Source organism: Albidovulum sediminicola (assembly GCF_025751575.1).
GTDB lineage: Bacteria > Pseudomonadota > Alphaproteobacteria > Rhodobacterales > Rhodobacteraceae > Albidovulum > Albidovulum sediminicola.
In genome coordinates, this window is sequence record NZ_JAOWLA010000011.1 from 1 (window position 1) to 23,052 (window position 23,052).

Sequence of the window (23,052 nt, forward strand, 5' to 3'; positions counted from 1 at the left end):
GGCAGGAACGGCTTCAGACGCTTCATCTGCGCCTCCGACAGCCAGTATAGGTTGCTCATTAAACAGGTCTCCTTGCGGAGCCTGAATCATGCCAAAAGCCTGAAATCAATGGGTCGGGAGCCTAGAACGTCTCCACCCACGGCCGGACGCTGATCTCATTCGACCAGGCGCTGCAGTCCTGCTCGATCAGGTGGCGGTAGGTGCGCGCGATGGCTTCTGGCTGCAGCATCGATCTCGGCCGGTCCTCGGGTTCGTCCCGACCAGGGACCAGGATCAGCCCATCGACGTTGATCCAGGCGACGTGGATGCCCTTCGGATGCAACTCGCGAGCCATGCTTTCTGCCAGGCCGCGCTGCGCGAACTTTCCCATCGCGAAGGGCGCAGATAGCGCATAGCCCTTTACGCCCGCGGAGGCCCCGGTAAACAGGATCGTGCCGCGGCAGCCGGCAACGGGCTCGACCCCGAGCATGCGCCGCGCGGCGTGTTTCCCGGTCAGGAAGGCGCCGATCGCGGAGACCTCAAGCACGCGCCGAACATCTTCGGCCGCAAGTTCCGCCACCGGGCCGCGCAGGCGCATCGAGGGGTTGTAGATGACGACCCGAGGTGGCTCAGGCAGGGCGTCGAACAGCGCCTAGACCGCCGCCTTGTCGGTCGCGTCCAGCAGCACCATCTCCGCCCCGGTCTCCTCGGCAACCGCCTTCATCCTCTCGCCGCTCCGCGCAGCAAGCGTCAGCCTGTGATCGCACGCGAGTTCCCGGGCGAGGGACGCCGAAAGCCCGTCCCCGGCCCCGATGATGACGGCGCGTGCCTTCTCCATGATCTCCTCCCAGGCTGCCTTGGGGGCCCACTTGACCTCGCAGGTTACATCGCTTACCTCATAGCGCGGCCCGAGCGGGCGTTGTGTAATGGTAAGACCCCTGCCTTCCAAGCAGGAGACGCGGGTTCGATTCCCGCCGCCCGCTCCAGCCGAAGCTTCCACCCATCGCGAAGATCAGACAACCGGGCGGACACCGGCAAGGTGCTGGCCTGGCTGCAAAACCGCAGCAGGCCCGGCGGGCACAGGGCGCCATCGCGCGGGACCATGGCAAGCTGGCGCTATTTCTACCGCCCCGCACAGCCCTCCCCCTTGCCGAAAGAGACCGCCACCGGCCCCGTCCCTGCGCGGGCGCGATCCTGTCGCAGCAATTCTGCCTTGTTCCCGGCCTGACCTCCGCCTAAACCCGGTGTCGCACGAAGGAGGTTCCATGGCGAGACGTTCCGATCCGACCCTGTCCGACCGGCAGTCGTCCCGGCGCATGCGCTCGCTTGGCGCGCTCTGGCCGTTCCTCAGGCCCTATCGGGTGATGGTGGCGCTGGCGGTTTGCGCGCTGGTGCTGACGGCCTCCGTCTCGCTTATCCTGCCGTTGGCGGTGCGCCGCGTGGTCGATCAGTTCAACGGCGCGACCCAGCTTCTGGACAGCTACTTCATGGTGGCGCTCGGCTTCGCCGCGCTGCTCGCCATCGGGACGGGCGCGCGCTACTACCTTGTCACGCGGCTCGGCGAGCGGGTGGTGGCCGACATCCGCCGCGCGGTCTTCAGCCGCGTGATCGGGATGAGCCCTGCCTTCTTCGAACGCATCCTGACCGGCGAGGTGCTGAGCCGGATCACCACCGATACCACGCTGATCCTGTCGGTGATCGGATCCTCCGTCTCGATCGCGCTCAGGAACTTCCTCATCCTCATCGGCGGGGCGGGGCTGATGCTTCTGACCTCGGCCAAGCTGACGGCCTATGCGCTGCTGATCGTGCCCGTGGTGATCGTCCCGATCATCCTCCTGGGGCGGCGGCTGCGGGCGCTTAGCCGCGAGAACCAGGACTGGATCGCCCAAAGCTCCGGCAACGCGTCAGAGGCGCTGCTGTCGGTGCAGACCGTCCAGGCCTTCACCCATGAGGCCGAAAACCGCGCGGCCTTCGCCGAGGTCACCGAGCGGTCGTTCCTGGCGGCCAAGACCCGGATCGGGACCCGCGCGGTGATGACGGTGATCGTGATCTTCCTGATCTTCGCCGGCGTGGTCGTCGTGCTTTGGTCCGGCGCGCGCGACGTGCGCGCGGGCGCGATGAGCGTGGGCGAACTGGTTCAGTTCGTGATCTACGCGGTCATGGTCGCGGGGGCCGCCGGTGCGCTTTCCGAGATCTGGGGCGAATTGCAGCGCGCGGCAGGCGCGACCGAACGGCTGGGCGAGTTGCTCGCGGCCGAGGATAGCGTCAAGGACCCCGCCACGCCGGTGACCTTGCCGCGGCCCGCCAAGGGCGCCGTCGCGTTCGAGGGCGTGACCTTCCGTTATCCCGCGCGGCCGGAGATCTCGGCGCTCGACGCCGTGGACCTTTCGGTGCAGCCGGGTGAGACGGTGGCGCTCGTCGGCCCCTCCGGCGCGGGCAAGACCACCGTGATCCAGCTTCTGCAACGGTTCTACGACCCGGACCAGGGCCGGGTGACCATCGACGGCCTCGACCTGCGCGACATGGCGCGCGCCGACTTCCGCCGCACCATCGCGCTCGTACCGCAGGACCCGGTCGTCTTCGCCACCACCGCGCGCGAAAACATCCGCTTCGGCCGCCCCGAGGCCACCGATGAGGAGGTAGAGGTCGCGGCCCGTGCCGCCGCCGCGCATGACTTCCTGAGCGCGCTGCCCGAGGGCTACGACAGCTATGTGGGTGAACGCGGCGTGATGCTCTCGGGCGGTCAGAAGCAGCGCATCGCCATCGCCCGCGCGATCCTGCGCGACGCGCCGATCCTGCTTCTGGACGAGGCGACATCGGCACTCGACGCGGAAAGCGAGGTCGCCGTTCAGAAGGCCGTGGAACTGCTCGCGCGGGGGCGCACGACGCTGATCGTTGCCCACAGGCTTGCGACCGTGAAGAAAGCCGACCGCATCGTGGTCTTCGACCAGGGCCGGATCGTCGCCCAGGGCACGCATGAAAGCCTGGTGGCAGAGGGCGGCCTTTACGCGCGCCTTGCCCGGCTTCAGTTCACCGAAGGCCAGGCTACCGAATAGATCGCGCCGCAGCGTCGCGCTTGCCGCAACCGCCGTTTGCCTCCATCCTTTCTTTCGGGGCCCGCCATGGGTCAGGGAGGAGACATGGTGAAGTTCGAGACCCGCGCCGACCGGGACGCGATCGAGCGCGAGATGCCTTGGGCCGATCGCGGGGTTCCAAAGACGCTTCATGCCTTTCTGGAACGCACGAAGCAGATGTTCGGCGCCCGCCCTGCGGTCAGCTTCCAGATCCTGTCGGACCCGCGCGCGGGGGCCGAAACGCTTGACTGGCGCACGCTTCACGGGCGTGTCACGCAGGCCGCCAATCTGTTCCGAAGCCTCGGGGTCGGCGAACACGACGTGGTGGCCTACCTTCTGCCCAACGCGACGGAAACGGTCGTCACCCTGCTGGGCGGGGCGATCGCGGGGATCGTGAACCCGATCAATCCGCTTCAGGAACCCGAACAGATCGCCGGCATCCTGCGCGAGACGGGCGCGAGCGTCCTCGTCACCCTCAAGGCCTTTCCCAAGACCGACGTGCCGCAGAAGGCGGCGGAGGCGGTGCGCCTCGCGCCCAATATCCACACGGTGCTCGAGGTCGACCTGAACCGCTACCTGCCGATCCCGAAGCGCTGGATCGTTCCCCTGATCCGGCCGAAGGTTGCGGTCGAACACCAGGCGGTGGTGAAGGATTTCAATGCCGAATGCGCGAAGATGCCGGCGGACCGGCTGACCTTTGCAGACAGCGCAGGCGACCGGGTCGCGGCCTATTTCCATACCGGCGGCACCACCGGCCTGCCCAAGGTCGCCCAGCACAAGTATTCGGGCATGATCTACAACGGCTGGCTCGGCGGCACGCTCATGTTCGACGAGACCGACGTGCTGATCTGCCCGCTGCCGCTGTTTCATGTCTTCGCGGCCTATCCGGTTTTCATGTCCGCGATCTGGTCCGGCGCCCATACCGTCTTTCCGACCCCGGCCGGATACCGGGGCGATGGCGTCCTTGACAACTTCTGGAAGCTGATCGCGCGCTGGAAGGTCACGTTCCTGATCACCGTTCCCACCGCCATCGCCGCGCTGATGCAACGTCCGGTCGATGCCGATGTCTCCTCGCTCAAGACCGCGATCTCGGGGTCGGCGCCGCTGCCGATCGAGCTTTACAACCGTTTCAAGGCGGCAACAGGCGTCGAGATCGCCGAGGGCTACGGCCTGACGGAGGCGACCTGCCTTGTCTCCTGCAACCCGCCCGAGGGCGGCAAGAAGGTCGGCTCCGTCGGCCTTGCCCTTCCCTATTGCGAGGTTCGCATCCTGCATTGCGACACCGATGGCAGCGTTGGCCGCGAATGCGCCACCGACGAGGTGGGGGAGATCTGCGTGTCGAGCCCCGGGGTCTTTGCCGGCTCCACCTATACCGAGGTCTCCAAGAACGAGGGGCTGTTCGCCGGGGGGCGTTTCCTGCGAACGGGTGACATGGGACGGATGGACGCCGACGGCTACCTCTGGATCACCGGCCGGGCGAAGGATCTGATCATCCGGGGCGGGCACAACATCGACCCCGCGCTGATCGAGGAGGCGCTGGCCGGGCACCCGGCGGTCGCGCTGGCCGGGGCGATCGGCCAGCCGGATGCCTTCGCAGGCGAGCTTCCCTGTGCCTATGTGGAGCTAGTCGCGGGGGCCGAGGTGACGGCAGAAGAGCTGACGGCCTTCGCCGCAGAGCGCATCGCGGAGCGCGCGGCCATTCCGAAGCACGTCGAGATCCTGCCCGAACTTCCCAAGACCGCGGTCGGCAAGGTCTTCAAACCCGACCTGCGCAAACGCGCGATCCGCCGCGTCTATGACGCCGCACTTGGCAAGGCCGGAATCGCGGCCTCGGTGGCAGAGGTCTATGAGGACAAGCGCCGCGGGCTTGTCGCCCGGCTTAGACGCGACGGCCCCGTGGACGAGGCGCGTCTGGGTCCTGTGCTCGACGCCTTCACCCGGCCGTGGGAGTGGGGCGAGGATTGACCGCTAGCCACCGTGGCGGTGAAGGTGGCGGGCAAAAAGCGGGGTCAGATACATCGGGATCTGATAGCAGCCGACAAAGACCATGAGCGGCGCGACGACCTCGGGCGGCAGCGCGACAACGAATAGGAGCACATTGCGGTTGCCGGCGATGATGCCGAAGGTCCCGGCTTCCGCGCCCCTGCCGCGCGCGCGCAGGATGGCCGAGGTCGCGGCCTGAAGCCCGAAGTTCAGCGCGAACGCCAAGGCCAGCCAGTAACACAGCCTGAGCGGATCGGAGAGCAGAACGGGGCCGACCTCGGCCATGAGGCCGATCACGATGACCGCGCCCAGGATCGCGCCCGCACCATCCGCCGCGCGGATCTGGGGCTCCGTCGCGCCGGGCAGAAACAGGCGGCGCAGAGCAAAGCCTGCCCCCGCCCCCAGGAGGATCGTGACGAGAAGCTTGCCCTCGGCCCAAAGGACGCCGGCGCCGGGGCCAAGGCCGGGCAGCGTCGCCAGGACCGGCAGCGCGCTCAGCGGCAAAAGCGCGGTGCCCAGCACCAGCTGGCGCAGGGCGGGCTCCGGCGGCAGGCCGCTCAGCACCGCAAGGCCGGGCCCCATGCCGACCGGGGGCGCGGCCATCACCAGAAGCGCGATCACCGCCTCGGGCCGGTGCATCAACCCGACCGACGCAAGAGCCGCCAGCGCCGCCAGCGGCAGCAGGAATTGCAGCACGATCGCCATGCGCAGCGTCAGCACCAGATCGGACAGCGCACCAACGGCCCGGCGCAGCCCGATGCGGAAGGCCGCCAGCCCAATGAGCGCCGCGGCCATCGGGCCAAGCCAGGGCGCAAGCGCGCGGGCAAGGCCGGGGAGGCCCACCCCCGCCAGAAGGCCCAGGATCAGGAGCAGGCGGCCATGCCGCGCGGCCAGCCGCAGGAGGTCGCCCACGTTCATCCCCAAAGCGCCCGGACGGTCAACAGCACCGCGGCGAGCGCGCTTGCCGCCAGCATCAGCCCGCGGTAGCGCCGGTCGAACGCCCCGCTGAAGCGCCCCGCGGTCCAAAGCCCCGCGACCATTGCCGGGGCCATCAGCGCGGCAAGGCCCAGATCCCCCCACCCCAGCCGCCCCGCGCCCCACAGCCCGGCAAGCGAGGCCGTGCAGCCGAGCGTGAAGAAGGCCGCCAGGGTCGCGCGCGCCTCGCGCGGCGGACGCTCCTTGTAGATCAGCGCCAGCGGCGGCGCCCCGACCGAGGTCAGCGTCCCCATGAGACCCGAAAGTGTCGAAAGGGCCACGAGCTTCGGCCTCGAGAAGCCCAATCGCCACCCCGCCGCCGAAAGCGCCACCGCGATCCCGATCATCGCCGCGAAGGCCAGCGAAAAGGCGCGCGGGTCAGAGGCCGCCACGAGGAAGGCCGTGGCCAGCGCCACGCCCGTGACGCGGCCCGCCGTCCCGATCCAGACCTCGGCCCAGCGGATCAGCGGCGGCGCCTGGACCGCGACCCAGAGAGAGGATGCGAAACCCAGGATCAGGACAGGCGCGGGCACCAGCGCGGAATCCAGCAACGCCAGAAGCGGCGCCGCCGCCAGCCCGAAGCCCATGCCAAGCCCCGCCTGCACGATCGCCGCGACGAAGACGATCGAGAGGACGGCGGCCAGCAGAAGCGGCGACCCCGCCAGGATCGGGTCCATGGGGCGCTATCCGGGCGTCTGGCGCATGTTCGCCGGCAGCCAGGTCGCAAGCTCCGGGAAGGCGATCAGGACAAAGACCATGACCACCATGATCAGGAACATCGGGAAGGCCGCGCGCGCGATGAAGTTCATCTCGTGCCGGGTCATGCCCTGAAGCACGAAGAGGTTGAAGCCGATGGGCGGCGTGATCTGCGCCATCTCCACCACGACAACGATGAAGATGCCGAACCAGATGATGTCGATGCCTGCCTGACGGATCATCGGCTCCACCACCGCGATGGTCAGTACGACGGAGGAGATGCCGTCGAGGAAGCAGCCGATCACGATGTAGAAGACCAGAAGCGCCATCAGAAGCTCGAACCGCGAAAGGCCAAGCGAGCCGATCCATTCCGCCAGCGCCCGCGGCAGGCCGGTGAAGCCCATCGACAGCGACAGGAACGAGGCGCCCGCGAGGATCAGCGCGATCATCGCCGAAGTGCGAGTCGCCCCCATCAGGCTTTCCTTGAGGCTGGTCCAGGTGAGCGAGCGCTGGAATCCCGCCAGTGCCATGGCGCCGAGGACGCCGAAGGAAGCGGCCTCGGTCGCGGTCGCGAAGCCCAGGTACATCGAGCCGATGACAAGCAGGATCAGCAGCAGCACCGGGATCAGGAACCGAGAATTCGCCAGCTTCTGCCCCAGGCTCATCGCCGGCTCGGCGCTGGGGCGGTAGGTTTTCGAGAACCGCGAATAAAGCGCGATATAGCCCATGAAGAAGATGGCCAGCACCAGCCCCGGCAGGATGCCGGCGATAAAGAGCTTGGTGATCGATTCATTGATCGTCACGCCGTAGACGATCAGCGTCAGCGAGGGCGGGATCATCAGGCCCAGCGTCGCCGCGCCGGCCAGCGTGCCGATGACCATGTGTTCGGGGTAGTTGCGGCGCAAAAGCTCGGGGATCGACATCTTGCCGACCGTCGTCAGGGTCGCGGCCGACGATCCCGAGACGGCGGCGAAGACCGTGCAACCGACGACGTTGGTGTGTAGAAGCCCGCCCGGCAGCCGCGCCATCCAGGGGCTGAGGCCGCGGAACATGTCCTCTGACAGGCGTGTTCGGTAAAGGATCTCGCCCATCCAGATGAACAGCGGCAGCGCCGTCAGCGACCAGGACGAAGATGACCGCCAGATCGTGGTCATCATCGCATCGCCCACCGGGCGGGTGGTGAAAAGCTCCATCCCCACGAAGGCCACGCCAAGAAGCGCAAGCCCGATCCAGACCCCCGAGCCCAGCAGCAGGAACAGCGTGAACAGGAAGATGGCGAGCGGCCAGAATTCATGTGCCATGGTCCGCTCCTACTCCGCGTGGGATTGATCCGCGAGTTCCTCGCGGATGTTGTCGCGCCCGGTCAGGAGCAGCGCGATCAGGTTGTCGGCAAAGGCCACGGCCAAAAGGCAGGCGCCAAAGGCCATCGGCACCTGAACGATCCAGAGGGGCGTGGCGTCCTGGCCCTGGCTGATGTCCTTGAGCTTCCAGGACCAGTAGACGAGCCGGACCGCGTACCAGGCAAGATAGCCCGACGCGGCGGAGGCGATCACGAGGCACCAGAGCTCCCCCCAGAAGCGGTGGCGGCCCAGTGCTGTCAACGCCAGCCCCACGCGGATATGCGACCCGGCATTCAGCGCCGAAGCGAAGGCCAGGAATGAAGCCGCGGCCATCAGGTAGCCCGCGTATTCCGCAGATCCGGGAAAGGTGAAGGAAAACCAGCGCGCGCACATCTGCACGACGATCACGATCAGGATGCCCACCAGGCAAAGCGCTGCCACGACACTTGCGGCCGCGTAGATCCGGTCAAGCAACCCTCGCAGGATGCCGGCTCCCCGGTCCTGTTCCACCATCGGCGCCTCCTTCCTCGGGCGGCGGGGCCAGCGTATGAACCGGCCCCGCCCTGTTCGGGCTCAGTTGCCGCGATAGGCCGCGATCGCTGCCCTGCCGGCATCGCCGGCGCTGGCGAGCCATTCCTCGGTCATCGTTGCGCCGAAGCCCTGCAACCCGGCCTTCAGCTCATCAGAGGGGCCGCCGACGGTCATCCCGTTCTCGGCAAGCGTCTTGAGATATTGGTCGGTCAGTTCCTTGGCGCGCGCCTCTCCGGCGGCGCCTGCCTTCGCACCGCAGTCCATCAGCGCCGCCTTGCCCGCGTCGTCAAGCGCGTTGAAGCTGTCCTTGTTCACGAAGATCGTGTTGCGCGGCAGCCAGGCCTGCACGTCGTAGAAATGCGTCAGGCTTTCCCAGACCTTGGAATCCACGCCCGTCGAGCCGGAGGAGATGAAGGATTCGGCAACGCCCGTGGCCAGCGCCTGGCTGAGTTCCGCGGCCTCGATCTGGACCGGGACCATGCCCGCAAGCTCAGCGATGCGCGCGGTCGCGGCGTTATAGGCGCGGAACTTCACCCCGGCCATGTCGGCAACGGAATTCACCTCTTTCTTGAAGTAGAAGCCCTGCGGCGGCCAGGGAACCGAGTAGACATAGACCAGGTTCTGTTCGTCAAGCGCGGCCGCCACAGCGTCCTTCGCCGCCGCCCAGAGCTTGTCGGAATCGTCGAACGAGGTCGCCAGGAACGGGATCGAGTCGACCCCGAACAGCGGGTTTTCGTTGGCATGGGCCGAAAGCAGGCGCTCGCCGATCGGGGCCTGGCCGGTCTGCACCGCGCGCTTGATGTCGTTACCCGCAAAAAGCGAGCCGCCCGCATGCACCACAATGTCGATGGCGCCCTGCGTCGCGTCGCGCACGCAGGAGGCAAAGGCGGTGCCGTTTTCCGAATGGTAGTTGGTCGCCGGATAGGCCATGGGCATATCCCAGGTTTCCGCCGAAAGCGCGGTCGCGCCAAGGCAAAGGGCGGCCGTGGCCATGAGTGTCGCAGTCGTCTTCATGTCTTCCTCCTGTCGGTCCTTGTTTTATCGTTCATAGAAAGCGGTCGGGCGCGTAGGGCGCAAGGTTTATGTTGGGCGGCTGCCCGTTGATCAGCGCGGCAAGGATACGGCCCGTCCGCGGCCCCGCCGTCAGGCCGATATGGTGGTGGCCGAAGCCGGTGAAGGCGCCCCGGATCGCCGGGACCTCTCCGATGAAGGGCAGGGAATCGGTGGGGGCGGGTCGGTGGCCCAGCCATTCCTCCTTGCGGCTCCATGTCAGGCCGGGCAGCACGGCGCGCGCCCGGCGTTCCAGCAGCCTCAGCGGCGCCTCCGAGGCCGGCGCGTCCAGCCCCCCGAACTCGACAATGCCGGCCAGGCGCAGGCGCCCCTCCATCGGGGTCATGACGAACTTGCCCGAGGCGACCATGCTCGCCGCATTGGGGATGATCGAAGGGTCCCAAAGCTCAATATGATAGCCACGCTCGCTTTCCAGCGGCACCTTCAGCCCGAGTTGGCGGCCAAGCGGGCCGGACCAGACCCCGGCGGTCAGCACGACGCGGTCGGCCGCGATGGTCTCTCCGCCGGCGCGCACGCCGGTCGCGCGGCCCGCTTCGGTCACGATGGCCGACACCTCCGTTCGCAGCACCCGCCCGCCCTGGCGTTCGACATGGGCGGCAAGGGCCGTGACATAGGCGCCCGGGTTGCGGATGCGGCCATGGTCCGCAAAGCTGGCCGCGAAGCCGATCTCGGGGCCGAAGGCGGGTTCGTAGTCGCGCCAGGCCTGGCCCTCCAGTTCCCGCCAGGTCAAGCCCAGGTCGCGGCGCAGGCCAAAGCCGAAGGCATCGCCGGCGTAATGGGCCCGGTCGCGATAGAGAAAGTTGTAGTCGCAGGGCACGATGTAGCTTTCGGCGCCCGTCCCCTCGGCAAGCTGGCGGTGCTGGGCGAGGCTATCCCCCACGATCGGGGCCAGCCCTTCGGCGATGCGGCGGGCGTCAGCCGCGTTGGCGTGGCGCAGGTAAGGGAAAAGCCAGGGCAGAAGCCGCGGCAGGTAGGACCAGCGCAGGAACAACGGCTGGCTCGGGTCCAGCAGCATTCTGGGCGCCTTCGCCAAAAGGCCCGGCGCCGTGACCGGCACCACCGAGCAGGACGCCAGCACCCCGCCGTTTCCGTAGCTCGTTCCCCCGGCCGGGCCGCGCGGGTCCAGGATCGTCACGCGGTGCCCCGCGCGCTGCAGCCACAGCGCCGTCGCGACGCCATTGATCCCGGCGCCGATGATCGCGACGTGAAGCGGGGCCTGGGTCATCTGCGCAATCCTTTGGCGGCGCCCGCGGGATCGGTGAGCGGGCTCACCAGCGGGCGTTCGGGCTATTGGCTAGGGCCGTCGATACATTGAATGTCAGTCTGTATTCAGGGATGCATCTTGTGGATGCGAATGCCCTGTGTCAACCTGCTCGGCATGGGGGAGACGCGGGCGAAGATCGCGGGAGGACGGGATGGCCGAGGGCCGGGTCGAGGCGCTTTACGCGGCGCTCAAGGAACGGGCGGTCACATTCCGCATCCGTCCGGGCGAGCGCATCAACGAAGGCGCGCTGGCCCAGGAGCTTGAAGCCAGCCGCACGCCGCTGCGAGAGGCGTTGAACAGGCTGGTGGCCGAGCGGCTGGTCGATTTCCATCCCGGCCAAGGCTTCTTCTGCCGCACGCTCGACGCGACCACGATCCACGACCTTTACGAGCTGCGCGAGGCGCTGGAGGTTCTCTCGATCCGGCTGGCCTGCCGCCGTGCCGGGGACGCGGAGCTTCGGGCGCTGGCGGAAGGTCTGGCGGCGCAGGAAACCGGGCTTGCCCGGCGCACCGTGGGCGAGGTGACGGCGGCGGACGAGGCCTTTCACCTGGCGATTGCCGAGGCGGGCGGGAACGCCGAACTCGCGCGCCAGATCGCGGCGGTGAACGATCGCATCCGTTTCATCCGCTGGGTCGACATGGGCCACCGCGTTCACGCGACCAAGGGCGAACACCGGGCCATGGCCGAGGCGCTTCTGGCGCGCGACGAAGACCGCGCGGCCATGACGATGCAGGCCCATATTTCAAAGCGCATGGACCAGATCGTGGCGGCGGTGAAGGAGGGTTATTCCTCCATCTACGTCGATGGGCCCGAGGCGCTCTTCGGGCGGGTTCTGGAGGAGGGGACATGATCGCGACGGGCGGCAAGGCAGTCTACGGGGCCACGGTCGGCATCCTGATGCTGGAGGCGCGCTTCCCGCGCATTCCCGGCGACATGGGCAATGCCCTGACCTGGCCCTTTCCGGTGCATTACCGCGTGGTGCGCGACGCCTCGCCCGACCGGGTGGTGCGCAGGGGGGCGGAGGGGCTGCTGGACCGCTTCATCGCCGCGGCGCGCGACTTGGTTGCCGATGGGGCGGACGGGATCACGACCAACTGCGGGTTCCTGTCGCTTTACCAGCGTGAGCTCGCGGCGGCGGTGGGGGTGCCAGTGGCGGCGTCCTCGCTGATGCAGGTGGCGATGGTCAATGCGACGCTGCCGCCGGGCAAGCGCGCCGGGGTTCTGACGATCTCGGCCTCGACCCTGACGCCCTTGCACCTGGAACGCGCGGGCGTGCCCGAGGGGACCCCGATCGGCACCACCGAAGGTCTGCGCGAGTTCACCCGCGCCATCCTCGACAACGAAGCGACGCTGGATGTGGAGGCCGCGCGCGCCGATAATGTTGAGGCGGCGAAGGCCCTTGTGGCGGCGCATCCCGACATGGGGGCCATCGTGCTTGAATGCACGAACATGCTGCCCTACGCCGCCGACATCCGGCGCGCGACCGGGTTGCCCGTCTATTCCATGTTCAGCTTCGTCAGCTGGTTCCAGTCCTCGCTTGCGCCGCCGCGCTTCCCCGCCCCCTGAGGCTCAAAGGTCTTCCTCGATCGGCAGGATGCCCCCCAGAAGTGCGACGAAACGCGCCAGGAAACCCGCGTCGGGATTGGGCAGGAAGGTCGTCCGCCCGGCACCCTTGCGGCGCAGCCAGCGCGGCAGGCCGGTCTCGCCGACCTCCACATGGTAGGCGGCCGTTTCGGCAATGCGCGCCCAGCCCGCCGCCAGGTGGCGCGCCAGGCCGGGGCTGTCGATCCTGTAGACATGCTCGGTGTTCAGCTTCATCGAGCGCGGGTCGAAATTGGGCGAGCCGACCAGAAGGACGCGGCGGTCCACGATGATCAGCTTGGAATGCATCACGGTGCGGTCGACCGGATGGGCAGCACCGGGTTCAAGCACGGGACCGGCGTCGGCGCGGATCTCGTAAAAGTCGACGCCCTTCGCGGCCAGCCGGTCGCGGTAGCGCGAATAGCTGCCATGCACCAGCGAATGGTTCGTCGTCGCAAGAGAGTTGGTCACAACCGTGACATCGACCCCGCGACCCTCCAGCGCCTCAAGGATAGCGGAGCCCTGTTCCTGCGGCACGAAATAGGGGGTGACGATCAGCACCTCAGACTGCGCGGCGCGCAGCGTGGCGTAGAGCGCCTCGGCGACCGGCTGCGGGGCGGCGCCGACGTTGCGTGCGAGCTTCGCGGGCGGGTCAATGATGAACTCCGCCGTTCCACTCCAGGCGCGCGCATCTCCTGCCGCCAGCCGCCGCATCGCGCTTTCGGGCAGGGCGGTAATCGCGCTTGGCGTCTCTCGCACGGCGGCAAAGGCGCCTGTGGCGCCGAAGCGCGGCTTCAGCCGCTGGTAGGGCACCGCCAGCCGGTCACGCCAGTAGATGTCGAACCCCGCCCGAAGCGGCGCGAGCGCCGGCCCCTGGATCAGGATGTCGAAATCGGCGAAATGGCGGACAGGGTCCTGGCCGAAATATTCGTCGCCCACGTTCCGGCCACCGAGGATCGCCACCTGCCCGTCCACGACCAGCGCCTTGTTATGCATCCGCCGGTTCACGCGGGTGTGGTCAAGCACGTAGCCCAGAAGCGCCGGCGCATGGCGGGAAAACGGGTTGAAGGCGCGGATCTCGATATTGGGATGGCCCGTCAGACCGCCGATGCGGTCGTCTTTCATCGCCATGAACACATCGTCGATCAAGAGCCGTACGTGCACGCCCCGGTCGGCCGCGTCCAACAGCGCCTGAGACACCGCGCGGCCGGAACGGTCTGCGCGCATGATGTAGGTCATCACGTCGATGGATTGCTGTGCGCCGCCGATCAGGTCGAGCCAGGTGGCCAGCGCCTCCTCCCCTGAAACGAGCGGATAGATCCGGGCCGGGGCGGGGCGCGGGACGGGCATCACCGCAGCCGGATTATGCGCCGCACCCGGATAGATGGCGGCGCGCTGGGGGCCATCGAAGGGAACCGAGGTGCAGGCGGACAGTGCCAGCAGGCACAGGAGATGACGCAGCCCGCGCCAGCGCGCCGCGAGCGCCCTGAGGGCGAGGTGTCCGGACACTCCACTCATCCCTCCCTCTTGCCCCATTTCGCCGCGTGAACCAAGCGGACATGCAGCCTTGCCATGACCCGACGTGCGCGCGTTGCCCCGAAGCCTCCACGAATGCCGGCGGCGGTGCCCATGGGGCGGTGCCTGCCCCCGGGGCACCGCCCGAAATCTCCAAGGGAAATGGCGTTGACCGTTGACCTCCGCCGCGCTGCATCCGACGATTTCGGCGATGCGACGGCGGCCCGCGCCGCCAGGAGGATGACGCGATGCCGAATGCCGAACCGACTCTGGCGGTCTTCCGCAACCAGACGTTCCGCATGCTCTGGATCGCGACGCTGGCATCGAACTTCGGCGGGCTTGTCCAGTCGGTCGGGGCCGCCTGGATGATGACCTCGCTTTCCGGGTCCGAAAGCATGGTGGCGCTGGTCCAGACCTCGATCACGCTGCCGATCATGATCTTCTCGCTTGCGGCGGGCGTCTTTGCCGACAACTTCGACCGCCGCCGGATCATGCTGGCGGCTCAGGGCTTCATGCTTCTGGTCTCGCTCGGCCTGGCCTTCATGGCCTATGAGGGGCTGCTGACGCCCTGGCTGCTTTTGTCCTTCACCTTCCTGATCGGCTGCGGGACGGCGCTTCATAACCCGTCTTGGCAGGCCTCGGTTGGCGACATCGTCACCCGCGCGGAGCTTTCGGCCGCCGTCTCGGTCAACAGCATGGGCTTCAACATGATGCGCAGCGTCGGTCCCGCCGCCGGCGGGGCGATCGTGGCCATCGCAGGCGCCGCGGCGGCTTTTGCCGTCAACGCGCTGAGCTATGTCGCCATCATCGCGGCGCTCTTCAACTGGCGCCCTGCCCTGCCACCCCGCCGCCTGCCGCGCGAACCCTTCGGCAGCGCCTTTTCGGCGGGGCTGCGCTATGTGGCGATGTCGCCCAACCTTCTGCGCGTGATCTTCCGCGGCTTCCTGTTCGGATCTTCGGCGGTGGCCCTTCAGGCGCTTCTGCCGCTGGTGGTGCGCGATCACATGCAGGGGACCGCGCTTGACTACGGCTTCCTGTTGGGCAGCTTCGGGTTCGGGGCGGTCGCCGGCGCCTTCGCCAACGCCCGGCTGCGCGCGCGGCTGCGAAACGAGTTCATCACGCGGCTGGCGTTCCTGGGTTTCGCTGCCAGCGCCGCCACGCTGTCGCTGAGCGGCGGCTTCGCCTCAAGCATTGCCGCGATGTTCGTCGCGGGGATCTGCTGGGTGGTGGCGCTTTCCCTCTTCAACGTCACCATGCAGCTTTCGACCCCGCGCTGGGTGGTGGGTCGGGTCCTCGCACTTTATCAGACCGGCGTCTTCGGGGGCATGGCGGGCGGCGGCTGGCTTTGGGGCGCCGTGGCGGAGAGCAATGGCGTGCAGGGCGCGCTTCTGACCGCGGCCGCGTTCCTTGTCGTCGGGGCGCTTGCGGGTCTGCTTGCACCCCTGCCGGACGCGGCGGAGCTTAACCTCGACCCGCTGAACCGCTTCCGGGAACCGCCGCTGCAACTCGATCTGACCCAGCGCAGCGGCCCGATCATGATCATGGTGGACTACGAGATTGCCCAGGCGGACGTTCCGGCCTTCCTCACCTTGATGAGTGAGCGGCGGCGCATCCGCATCCGCGACGGCGCCCAGCATTGGACGATCCTGCGCGACCTGGAAAACCCGGACATCTGGACGGAAACCTACCATGTCCCGACCTGGGTCGAGTACATCCGCCACCACGAACGCCGCACCCAGTCCGATGCGGAGATCACCGACAAGCTGATCGCGCTGCACAAGGGCGCGGAGCCGGTGCGCGTCCACCGCATGATCGAGCGCCAGACGGTTTCGGCACGCGACGACATGCCACGCAGGCAGGCCGCCGCGCCGCCGCGATAGTCGGGGGGTGAATGCGTCAGCCGCCCGGCGACCGGGGGGCGCCCGGACGGCCCCACAAGGGGCGCCGCGAATTGCGCAATTGACCGGCGGGGTTGAAGCGACCACGTTGGAGCCGGCGAAAGGACCCGCGATGAGCAAGCAGAGCGCGCCCGGCAACGGGCTGAAGATACGGCGCCTGGGCATCGACACCGGCCATGACTTTGTCATCTACATGCGCCGGGATTGCCATGTCTGCCGGTCCGAGGGGTTCACGGCCCATACCCGCATCGAGGTCGATTCAGGCGACCGCAAGATCACCGCGGTCCTGAACATCGTCAATCACGGCCTTCTCCTGCAGGGCGAGGCAGGCTTGTCGGAGCGGGCCTGGACGAAACTCGGCGTGTCCGAGGGGCATGTCGTCACGGTGCGCTACGCCAAACCGCTCGATTCCCTCAGCCAGGTGCGGGCGAAGATCTATGGCAAGCGCATCGACCCGGACGGTTTCCTCGACGTGCTGGGCGATGTCGTCTCGGGGCGCTATTCGGACATTCACCTGTCCTCCTTCATCACGGCCTGCGCGGCCCAGGCGCTCGACACCAATGAGGTCAGCGCCCTGACCGCCGCCATGATCGAGACCGGCGACCAGGTCAGCTGGCCCAACAGTCCCATCGCGGACAAGCATTGCGTGGGCGGCCTGCCCGGCAACCGGACGACGCCGATCGTCGTTTCCATCGCGGCGGCCTGCGGGCTGACCATTCCCAAGACCTCGTCGCGGGCGATCACCTCGCCGGCGGGGACGGCCGACACGATGGAGACCCTCGCCCCCGTCAACCTGAGCGCCGCGGCGATGCGGCGCGTCGTCGAGCGCGAGGGGGGATGCATCGTCTGGGGTGGCGCGGTCGATCTGAGCCCGGCGGACGATATCCTGATCCGGGTGGAACGGGCGCTCGACCTCGACAGCGAGGGGCAGCTGGTCGCCTCGGTCCTGTCGAAGAAGATCGCGGCGGGCTCATCCCACGTCGTCATCGACATTCCCGTCGGCGAGACGGCAAAGATCCGCAGCGCCGCCGCGGCCGCCTCGCTCGCGCGGATCATGACCGAGGTCGCGCATCGCTTCGACCTCAAGCTCGCGGTGACGACCAGCGACGGCAGCCAGCCCGTCGGCCGCGGCATCGGCCCGGCTCTGGAGGCGCGCGATGTGCTTGCGGTGCTGCAGGGCAAGGACAGCGCCCCCGCCGATCTGAGGGCACATGCCCTGACGCTGGCCGGGTCGCTTCTGGAACTCTGCGGCACGGCAGCAGAGGGCGCGGGGGAGGATATGGCCGCGCAGACCCTGGCCAGCGGTCAGGCCTGGGCCAAGTTCCAGGCCATCTGCGAGGCGCAGGGCGGCATGCGCGTGCCCCCGGTCGCGGACCATCGCAAGCCTGTCCTGGCGACCCGAAGCGGCCGGGTGAGCGCCCTCGACAACCGCAAGATCGCGCGTGCCGCGAGGCTCGCCGGTGCGCCGGTCTCCAAGGCGGCGGGGCTGGAGATGCACATCCGGCTTGGCGACACGGTCGAGGCCGGGCAACCGCTTTTCACCCTGCACGCCTCGGCATCCGGTGAACTGAACTACGCACTGGATTACATCGGCACCCACCAGCCCGTCATCGTGATCGAGCCATGACCTGCGCCCTTGTCGCCCTGCCCGGAAACGAAGCCTTTACAGCAACCCTTGCCAAGGCCCTAGGGACGGAGGTTCTGAAGGTCACCTGGCACCGCTTCCCCGACGGGGAAACCAACCTTCGCTTCGACACTTCGCCCGCGGGGCGCAGCATCGCGATCGTCGCCACGCTCGACCGCCCCGACGCGAAACTTCTGCCGCTGGCCTTCTGCGCCGCCACGGCGCGCGACCTGGGCGCCCCGCGCGTGGGGCTCGTCGCCCCCTATCTTTGCTACATGCGCCAGGACCGCCGGTTCGTCGCAGGTGAAGGGATCACCGCGCATTACTTCCCCCGGATGATTGCCCAGTGGTTCGACTGGATGGTCACCGCCGACCCGCATCTGCACCGCATCCACGACCTGTCCGAGGTCTATCCGATCCCGACGCGCGTGGTGCATTGCGCCGAAGCAGCGGGCCGCTGGATCAAGGCGCATATCGACCGGCCGCTGATCGTCGGTCCGGACGAGGAAAGCGCGCAATGGGCCGACGTCATCGCGCAAACAGCCGGCGCGCCCGCGATCGTCCTGCGCAAGACGCGCCACGGCGACAAGGACGTGACCGTCGAAATCCCGAACCTTTCCGAATGGGCGGGCTACCAGCCGGTCCTGGTGGACGACATCGTCTCAAGCGGGCATTCGATGGTGGAAACCATCCGTCGCCTCCGGGCGCAGGGTCTGGCGGCCCCCTGGAGCGTCGCGGTCCACGCCGTCTTCGCGGGCAGCGCCGAGGCAGAGATCCGCGCCGCCGGCATCACGGGCCTGGCGACCTGCAACACGATCGTGCATCCGACGAACGCGATCGACGTGGCCGGGCTCTTCATCGACCCGGTCCGCGACCTGGTCTGACCGCGCCCGATCAAAGCGTGAAGCGCCAATGCTTGCGGGGCATGTGGAGCCGCGTCTTTCGCATCGCCCGGGCGAATGCCTTCATCGCTCTCTCGTCGCCACCGGCAAGGCAGGTGTCGGCGGGGCGAACGTCCTTCTGCGAAGCCAGAAGCTCCTGCTGATGGCATGGGCGGAAAAGCCGTCGATCGTGTGGACGGTCGCGCGAATGCCGGCGCGACCTCGATCTCCTTCCCATCGGCCACCTGGCGGCCTAAGCAATCGAAGGCGTTGTTGGCGTCGAGGGTGCCCGTAGAGCGGGCCCGGCACCCTGCCGCCCACGGGCGATGGTGGCGCAACCGGTTCCGGTGATCCGCTTCCTGGATATGCGCCGGATCCAGTAGGACCAGCCGCGCAGGTTTCTGCGCGGGTCCCGTCGCGATGACATCCCCTGCGAAGCCGCGCCTGCGCAGAAGCGGAACGCGGCCGCAATGGTCCAGATGCGCATGCTTGAACCGGAGGCAGCCGTTCGCCGCCGGGGTCGAAGCCGAAGTCGCCACAATGACAAGGATCAGAGGCGCGCACGCAACGCGGATTTGTATATTTGCGCGACGCGACACAATTGCAGGTAGAAGCTCGACGGCCTCCATGAGAAATCGACGAATACTATCATGTTTTTGAATATACTTCCCGCATTTGCCCGCTTGCGCCGCCATATGTTGGCATCCATTGCGTCCATTTTCGAAACGCGGCGCTTTACCGACTCGTTAACAAAAGGTTAACATGCGGGGCATTCGGTCAGTCTCGGCCCTCAGTTCTTAGGAGAGACGAATGACGCTAACCGACGCGGTCATTAGTCAAAATGCGGTTAATGCAACCCTGTGTTCCTTTCTCGGATTGTCCGCGCGCGATCTTGCCGAAATTGGCGGCTTCTCGGACAGCTTCGCCAGGGAACTGCTGGCCGGGCAACGCCCGTTCCCGCAAGAGACCCAGAGCGCCCTTGAACAGCTTCTCGACGATTTCGAACGGATCACCCAGGCCTTCGCCCAGGAGATGCGGGAGGGTGAGCGGCGCATCTACATCTATCGCACCAACGAACAGCTCAGGGCCTCTCCGGTCGGGCGGGTCTGGCCGGCGCGGGGACGGGCGGCCGGCGGTTTCATCGGGGCCTACCGGGCAGCGGTATTCAACGCCTGGCGCAACCTGCAGAACCAGGGGATCAACGCCCAGCTGATCTTTGCAGAAACGCCGGAAGTGTCCTGATCGCCAAGGCGCGCAGGTATCGACGCCGCCGCGCGCCTATTGCTGCGACACCTGGATCTGGATGTCCATCGACTCGCCTTGGCCGCCCAACCGGGTCCCGATGACGGGCGCCGCGTCTGCGTAGTCGAGGCCCGCCGCCAGACGCACATAGCGATCATCCGGGCAGATCGCGTTCGCCACGTCGAAGCCGACCCAGCCCAGACCATCGACATGCGCCTCGGCCCAGGCGTGCATCGCCTCCTGCTCGATCCGACCGTCCAGCATCAGATAGCCCGAGACATAGCGCGCCGGCACGCCCATCTCTCGCGCGCAGGCGATGAAGGCGTGGGCCTGATCCTGGCAGACGCCGCGTCCGGCCGACAGTGCCGCCTCCGCGTCCCAGCCCGGGTCTGACGCGCCGACCTCGTAGACAACCGCCTGTTCCACCGCGGCCATGAGCGCGTGCATCCGCGCCAGGGTGCCCTCGCCCTCGACCTGCCGCAGCAGCGCCTTGACCCCGACCCCGGCCCGCGTGCGCGGGCTGGGCCTGGCATAGAGCCAAAGCGGCGTAGGGCCGCGGTGCCGCCCGATGACGCCGTTGCCGTCGGCAAGCTCGACCTCCCCCACGCAGGTCACGACCAGTTCCGTCGCGTCGCGCTCGAAGCTGATCAGTTCGACCATGTTGCCGTGGTGATCCCTGAAGGACAGCTCCTTGCGCCCGCCCGCCACCTGCGTGTCCCAGGACAGGACCCGCTGCGTGTCGCTGTCCCATGGGGTCTTGCGCAGTTGCTGGAGCCCGTATCTGACCGGATGGTCGAACCGATAGCGTGTCGCGTGAGAGATCTTCAGGCGCATGGCTTACTCATAGAAGCGATAACCGACCTCGATCTGGCGCCCGATCTCGGCCAGCAGGGTCAGCTGTTTCTGGATGAACTCGTACAGGCCGAAATCGAAGACCGCGTCGATGTCGCGCCTGAGGAAGGTCTGCTCGATATCCTCAACCCGGCCGAGCGCGGGGGACCGTTCCCCGTAGGCGCCCGCCAGGTATTCGAGGTTGTCGCGGATCTTGCCCATGCAGAAGGCCAGGCTGCGCGGCATCCGCCGGTCGAGGATCAGGAACTGCGCGATCTCCCTCGGGCCGGCGCCGGCGCCATATTCCATCCGGAAGCCGCCCCGCCCCGAGACGGCACGCAGGATCGTTTCCCATTGCACATTGTCCACCGCGGAGCCGACCGATGAAGCGGAGGGCAACAGGACGTAGTATTTCACGTCAAGAATGCGCGCCGTGTTGTCGGCGCGTTCAAGGAACGTACCAATGCGCGCGAAATCGTAGATGTCGTTGCGCAGCATGGTGCCCTGCGTCGCCCCCCGCACCAGCGCGGCGCGCTGCCGGATCGTCCCCAGGACGCCCGGCAGGTCGCGTTCGCCAACCTTGCGCGAAAGAAGCTCCTGCGCGCGCATGTAGGCGCTGTTGGTCGCCTCCCAGACCTCATGGGTCAACGCGGTCCGCACCATCCGTGCGTTCTGCCGCGCCGCCGCGATGGAGGAAAGCACCGACGACGGGTTCGCCGGATCGCGCAACATCCAGTCGATGGCGGCGTCCTTGGTCAGCGTCTCATGCGCCGCGTCGTAGCCCGCCGCAACGCCCGCGGTCTGAAGAATGGACCGCCATTCGTCGTCCGAGGCCCCCAGCCGGGTCAGGGCAATGCGCTGGCCCGTCTCGATCAGGCGAGAGGTGTTTTCCGCCCGTTCCAGGTAGCGGTACATCCAGAAAAGCCCGTTGGCCGTCTTGCCCAGCACCGCTCAGTCCTCCAGCACCCAGGTGTCCTTCGTGCCGCCCCCCTGAGAGGAGTTGACGACGAGCGATCCCTTCTTGAGCGCGACACGCGTCAGCCCGCCGGGCGTGATCTTGATCCCGTCGGGGCCCATCAGCACGAAGGGGCGAAGATCGACATGCCGCGGGCTCAGCCCCGCGCGCGAGAAGACGGGCACGGTGGACAGGCTGAGCGTCGGCTGCGCGATGTAGTTCGAGGGCCGCGCCATCAGTTTCTGGCGGAACGCGGCCAGTTCCTTCTTGCTTGATGTGGGGCCGATCAGCATGCCGTAGCCGCCCGACCCGTGGACCTCCTTCACGACCAGTTCGTCGAGATGGGCAAGCACATGGGCCAGCGCCTCCGGCTCGGAACAGCGCCAGGTCGGCACATTGCCCAGAAGCGGCCGTTCGCCGGTATAGAACTCCACGATCTCGGGCATGTAGGAATAGATCGCCTTGTCGTCGGCGATCCCGGTGCCGGGCGCGTTGGCGATCGTGATGCCCCCGGCGCGGTAGACATCCATGATACCGGGCACGCCCAGCGCGCTTTCAGGATTGAAGTTCAGCGGGTCGAGGAAATCGTCGTCAACCCGGCGATAGAGCACGTCGATGGGTTTGTAGCCCTGCGTGGTGCGCATCGCGACGCGCCCATCGACCACGCGCAGGTCATGCCCCTCGACCAGTTCGACGCCCATTTGGTCGGCTAGGAAGGCGTGTTCGAAGTAGGCGGAATTGTAGATCCCCGGCGTCAGCACCGCCACCGTCGGGTTGGACCCGGCGCATTGCGGCGCCGAAGCCGCGAGCGATCGCAGCAGATCGGCCGGATAGGTCTGCACCGGCTGCACCCGGTTGCGCGCGAAAAGCTCCGGGAACATCTGGAGCATGGTTTCGCGGTTTTCGAGCATGTAGCTCACCCCGGAGGGCGTGCGGGCGTTGTCCTCCAGCACATAGAATTCATCCGGGCCGGTCCGAACCAGGTCGATCCCCACGATATGGGTGTAGATCCCGCCCGGTGGCGAAACACCGATCATATGGGGCAGGAAGGCCTCATTCCGGCTGATCATCTCGGCGGGCAGGCGGCCGGCCTTGATCATCTCCTGCCCATGGTAGATGTCGTAGAGGAAGGCGTTGATGGCGCGGACACGCTGTTCGATCCCGCGCGACAGGCGGAGCCACTCGCCCCCCGACACGATGCGCGGGATGATGTCGAAGGGGATCAGACGCTCCTCGGCCTCGGCGCGGCCGTAGACGTTGAAGGTGATGCCGGTCAGGCGGAACAGGTCCTCCGCCTCGCGTTGCTTGGCGCGCAGGCGTTTGGGGTCCTCCGCGCCGAGCCAGTCGTTGAAACTGCGATAGGGCTCACGCAGCGCCCCCGCGCGGCCCCACATCTCATCAAAGATCGATTCTTCGCCCATGGCCCACCTTCGACGCGCAATCGTGCCGGAATCCATCCGCCAGCAGGCCCGGCGACCACGCATTCCGGATTTGCCCGCAATTCGCGCAATTCCCAGCCCCGACGGGCAAAAAAAGCGGCGCCCCCAAAGGCGCCGGACCTTGCCCGGCGGGCTTGACCCGCCCCCAAAAAGCGCCGAAGCCTCTGCCATGG

General features: G+C 67.5%; 20 protein-coding genes and 1 tRNA gene. 9 read left to right on the forward strand and 12 right to left on the reverse strand.

The genetic code is table 11. The annotated features are described in order from the left end of the window. Positions 1-121: 121 nt before the first annotated feature. Both OE647_RS12340 and OE647_RS12345 read right to left on the reverse strand, forming a co-directional pair. Positions 122-628 carry an SDR family NAD(P)-dependent oxidoreductase gene (locus OE647_RS12340; RefSeq protein ID WP_318527946.1) on the reverse strand — a complete coding sequence of 169 codons (507 nt, stop codon included), beginning with the start codon at positions 626-628 and terminating at the stop codon, positions 122-124. Positions 629-631: 3 nt separating this feature from the next. After that, the gene (locus tag OE647_RS12345) at positions 632-817 is read right to left on the reverse strand and encodes a hypothetical protein (protein WP_263722043.1); all 186 of its coding nucleotides are present in this window, start codon (positions 815-817) and stop codon (positions 632-634) included. A gap of 74 nt (positions 818-891) precedes the next feature. On the opposite strand from OE647_RS12345, the gene OE647_RS12350 reads away from it, so the two are divergent. The 3 genes from OE647_RS12350 (at position 892) to OE647_RS12360 (ending at position 5,018) form a co-directional block, all read left to right on the forward strand. After that, positions 892-965, forward strand: a tRNA-Gly gene (locus OE647_RS12350). Between the two features lie 279 nt (positions 966-1,244). Continuing rightward, entirely contained in the window at positions 1,245-3,035 is a 1,791-nt protein-coding gene (locus OE647_RS12355; protein ID WP_263722044.1) for an ABC transporter transmembrane domain-containing protein, read from the forward strand. Between the two features lie 84 nt (positions 3,036-3,119). Continuing rightward, positions 3,120-5,018 carry an acyl-CoA synthetase gene (locus OE647_RS12360; RefSeq protein WP_263722045.1) on the forward strand — a complete coding sequence of 633 codons (1,899 nt, stop codon included), beginning with the start codon at positions 3,120-3,122 and terminating at the stop codon, positions 5,016-5,018. Positions 5,019-5,021: 3 nt separating this feature from the next. On the opposite strand, the gene OE647_RS12365 is transcribed toward OE647_RS12360, so the two are convergent. The 6 genes from OE647_RS12365 to OE647_RS12390 are packed head-to-tail and all read right to left on the reverse strand — an operon-like array spanning position 5,022 to position 10,874. Next, positions 5,022-5,948, reverse strand: coding sequence for a hypothetical protein (locus tag OE647_RS12365; RefSeq protein ID WP_263722046.1), 927 nt, complete (start codon positions 5,946-5,948; stop codon positions 5,022-5,024). Between the two features lie 2 nt (positions 5,949-5,950). After that, complete coding sequence (locus tag OE647_RS12370; RefSeq protein ID WP_263722047.1) at positions 5,951-6,688, reverse strand: TSUP family transporter; 738 nt, start codon at positions 6,686-6,688, stop codon at positions 5,951-5,953. 6 nt (positions 6,689-6,694) lie between these two features. Continuing rightward, complete coding sequence (locus tag OE647_RS12375; RefSeq protein ID WP_263722048.1) at positions 6,695-8,008, reverse strand: TRAP transporter large permease; 1,314 nt, start codon at positions 8,006-8,008, stop codon at positions 6,695-6,697. A 9-nt stretch (positions 8,009-8,017) separates the two neighbouring features. Further along, positions 8,018-8,560, reverse strand: coding sequence for a TRAP transporter small permease (locus OE647_RS12380; protein WP_263722049.1), 543 nt, complete (start codon positions 8,558-8,560; stop codon positions 8,018-8,020). A gap of 60 nt (positions 8,561-8,620) precedes the next feature. After that, a complete protein-coding gene (locus tag OE647_RS12385; protein ID WP_263722050.1) occupies positions 8,621-9,592 on the reverse strand; it encodes a TRAP transporter substrate-binding protein in 972 nt (323 codons plus the stop codon). A 31-nt stretch (positions 9,593-9,623) separates the two neighbouring features. Then, positions 9,624-10,874 (reverse strand): NAD(P)/FAD-dependent oxidoreductase, encoded by a 1,251-nt coding sequence (locus OE647_RS12390; RefSeq protein WP_263722051.1) that lies wholly within the window; start codon positions 10,872-10,874, stop codon positions 9,624-9,626. A gap of 190 nt (positions 10,875-11,064) precedes the next feature. Here OE647_RS12390 and OE647_RS12395 point away from each other — a divergent pair, with 190 nt between their 5' ends. Together OE647_RS12395 and OE647_RS12400 are read left to right on the forward strand one after the other, a co-directional pair. Further along, entirely contained in the window at positions 11,065-11,763 is a 699-nt protein-coding gene (locus tag OE647_RS12395) for a GntR family transcriptional regulator (RefSeq protein ID WP_263722052.1), read from the forward strand. Next, on the forward strand, positions 11,760-12,479 hold the full coding sequence (locus OE647_RS12400) for an aspartate/glutamate racemase family protein (protein WP_263722053.1): 720 nt from the start codon (positions 11,760-11,762) through the stop codon (positions 12,477-12,479). The genes OE647_RS12395 and OE647_RS12400 overlap by 4 nt, the downstream gene beginning before the upstream one ends. 3 nt (positions 12,480-12,482) lie before the next feature. On the opposite strand, the gene OE647_RS12405 is transcribed toward OE647_RS12400, so the two are convergent. Next, a complete protein-coding gene (locus OE647_RS12405; protein WP_263722054.1) occupies positions 12,483-14,012 on the reverse strand; it encodes a phospholipase D-like domain-containing protein in 1,530 nt (509 codons plus the stop codon). A gap of 245 nt (positions 14,013-14,257) precedes the next feature. Between OE647_RS12405 and OE647_RS12410 the strand changes: the two genes are divergently transcribed. From OE647_RS12410 to OE647_RS12425, 4 genes are all read left to right on the forward strand, one after another. Beyond that, positions 14,258-15,889: an MFS transporter gene (locus tag OE647_RS12410; RefSeq protein ID WP_263722055.1), complete on the forward strand. Its 1,632-nt coding sequence runs from the start codon at positions 14,258-14,260 to the stop codon at positions 15,887-15,889. 130 nt (positions 15,890-16,019) lie between these two features. Then, entirely contained in the window at positions 16,020-17,534 is a 1,515-nt protein-coding gene (locus tag OE647_RS12415) for a thymidine phosphorylase family protein (RefSeq protein ID WP_263722056.1), read from the forward strand. Then, on the forward strand, positions 17,531-18,415 hold the full coding sequence (locus OE647_RS12420) for a ribose-phosphate pyrophosphokinase (protein WP_263722057.1): 885 nt from the start codon (positions 17,531-17,533) through the stop codon (positions 18,413-18,415). The genes OE647_RS12415 and OE647_RS12420 overlap by 4 nt, the downstream gene beginning before the upstream one ends. Positions 18,416-19,222: 807 nt before the next feature. Beyond that, entirely contained in the window at positions 19,223-19,654 is a 432-nt protein-coding gene (locus OE647_RS12425) for a hypothetical protein (protein WP_263722058.1), read from the forward strand. A gap of 36 nt (positions 19,655-19,690) precedes the next feature. On the opposite strand, the gene OE647_RS12430 is transcribed toward OE647_RS12425, so the two are convergent. Genes OE647_RS12430 through OE647_RS12440 form a run of 3 tightly spaced genes read right to left on the reverse strand, consistent with a single transcriptional unit; the run spans position 19,691 to position 22,861 of the window. Beyond that, positions 19,691-20,488, reverse strand: a complete 798-nt coding sequence (locus OE647_RS12430) for a transglutaminase family protein (RefSeq protein WP_263722059.1) — start codon at positions 20,486-20,488, stop codon at positions 19,691-19,693. Between the two features lie 3 nt (positions 20,489-20,491). Further along, entirely contained in the window at positions 20,492-21,433 is a 942-nt protein-coding gene (locus OE647_RS12435; RefSeq protein WP_263722060.1) for an alpha-E domain-containing protein, read from the reverse strand. A gap of 3 nt (positions 21,434-21,436) precedes the next feature. Continuing rightward, entirely contained in the window at positions 21,437-22,861 is a 1,425-nt protein-coding gene (locus OE647_RS12440) for a circularly permuted type 2 ATP-grasp protein (protein WP_263722061.1), read from the reverse strand. Between the last annotated feature and the right edge of the window lie 191 nt (positions 22,862-23,052).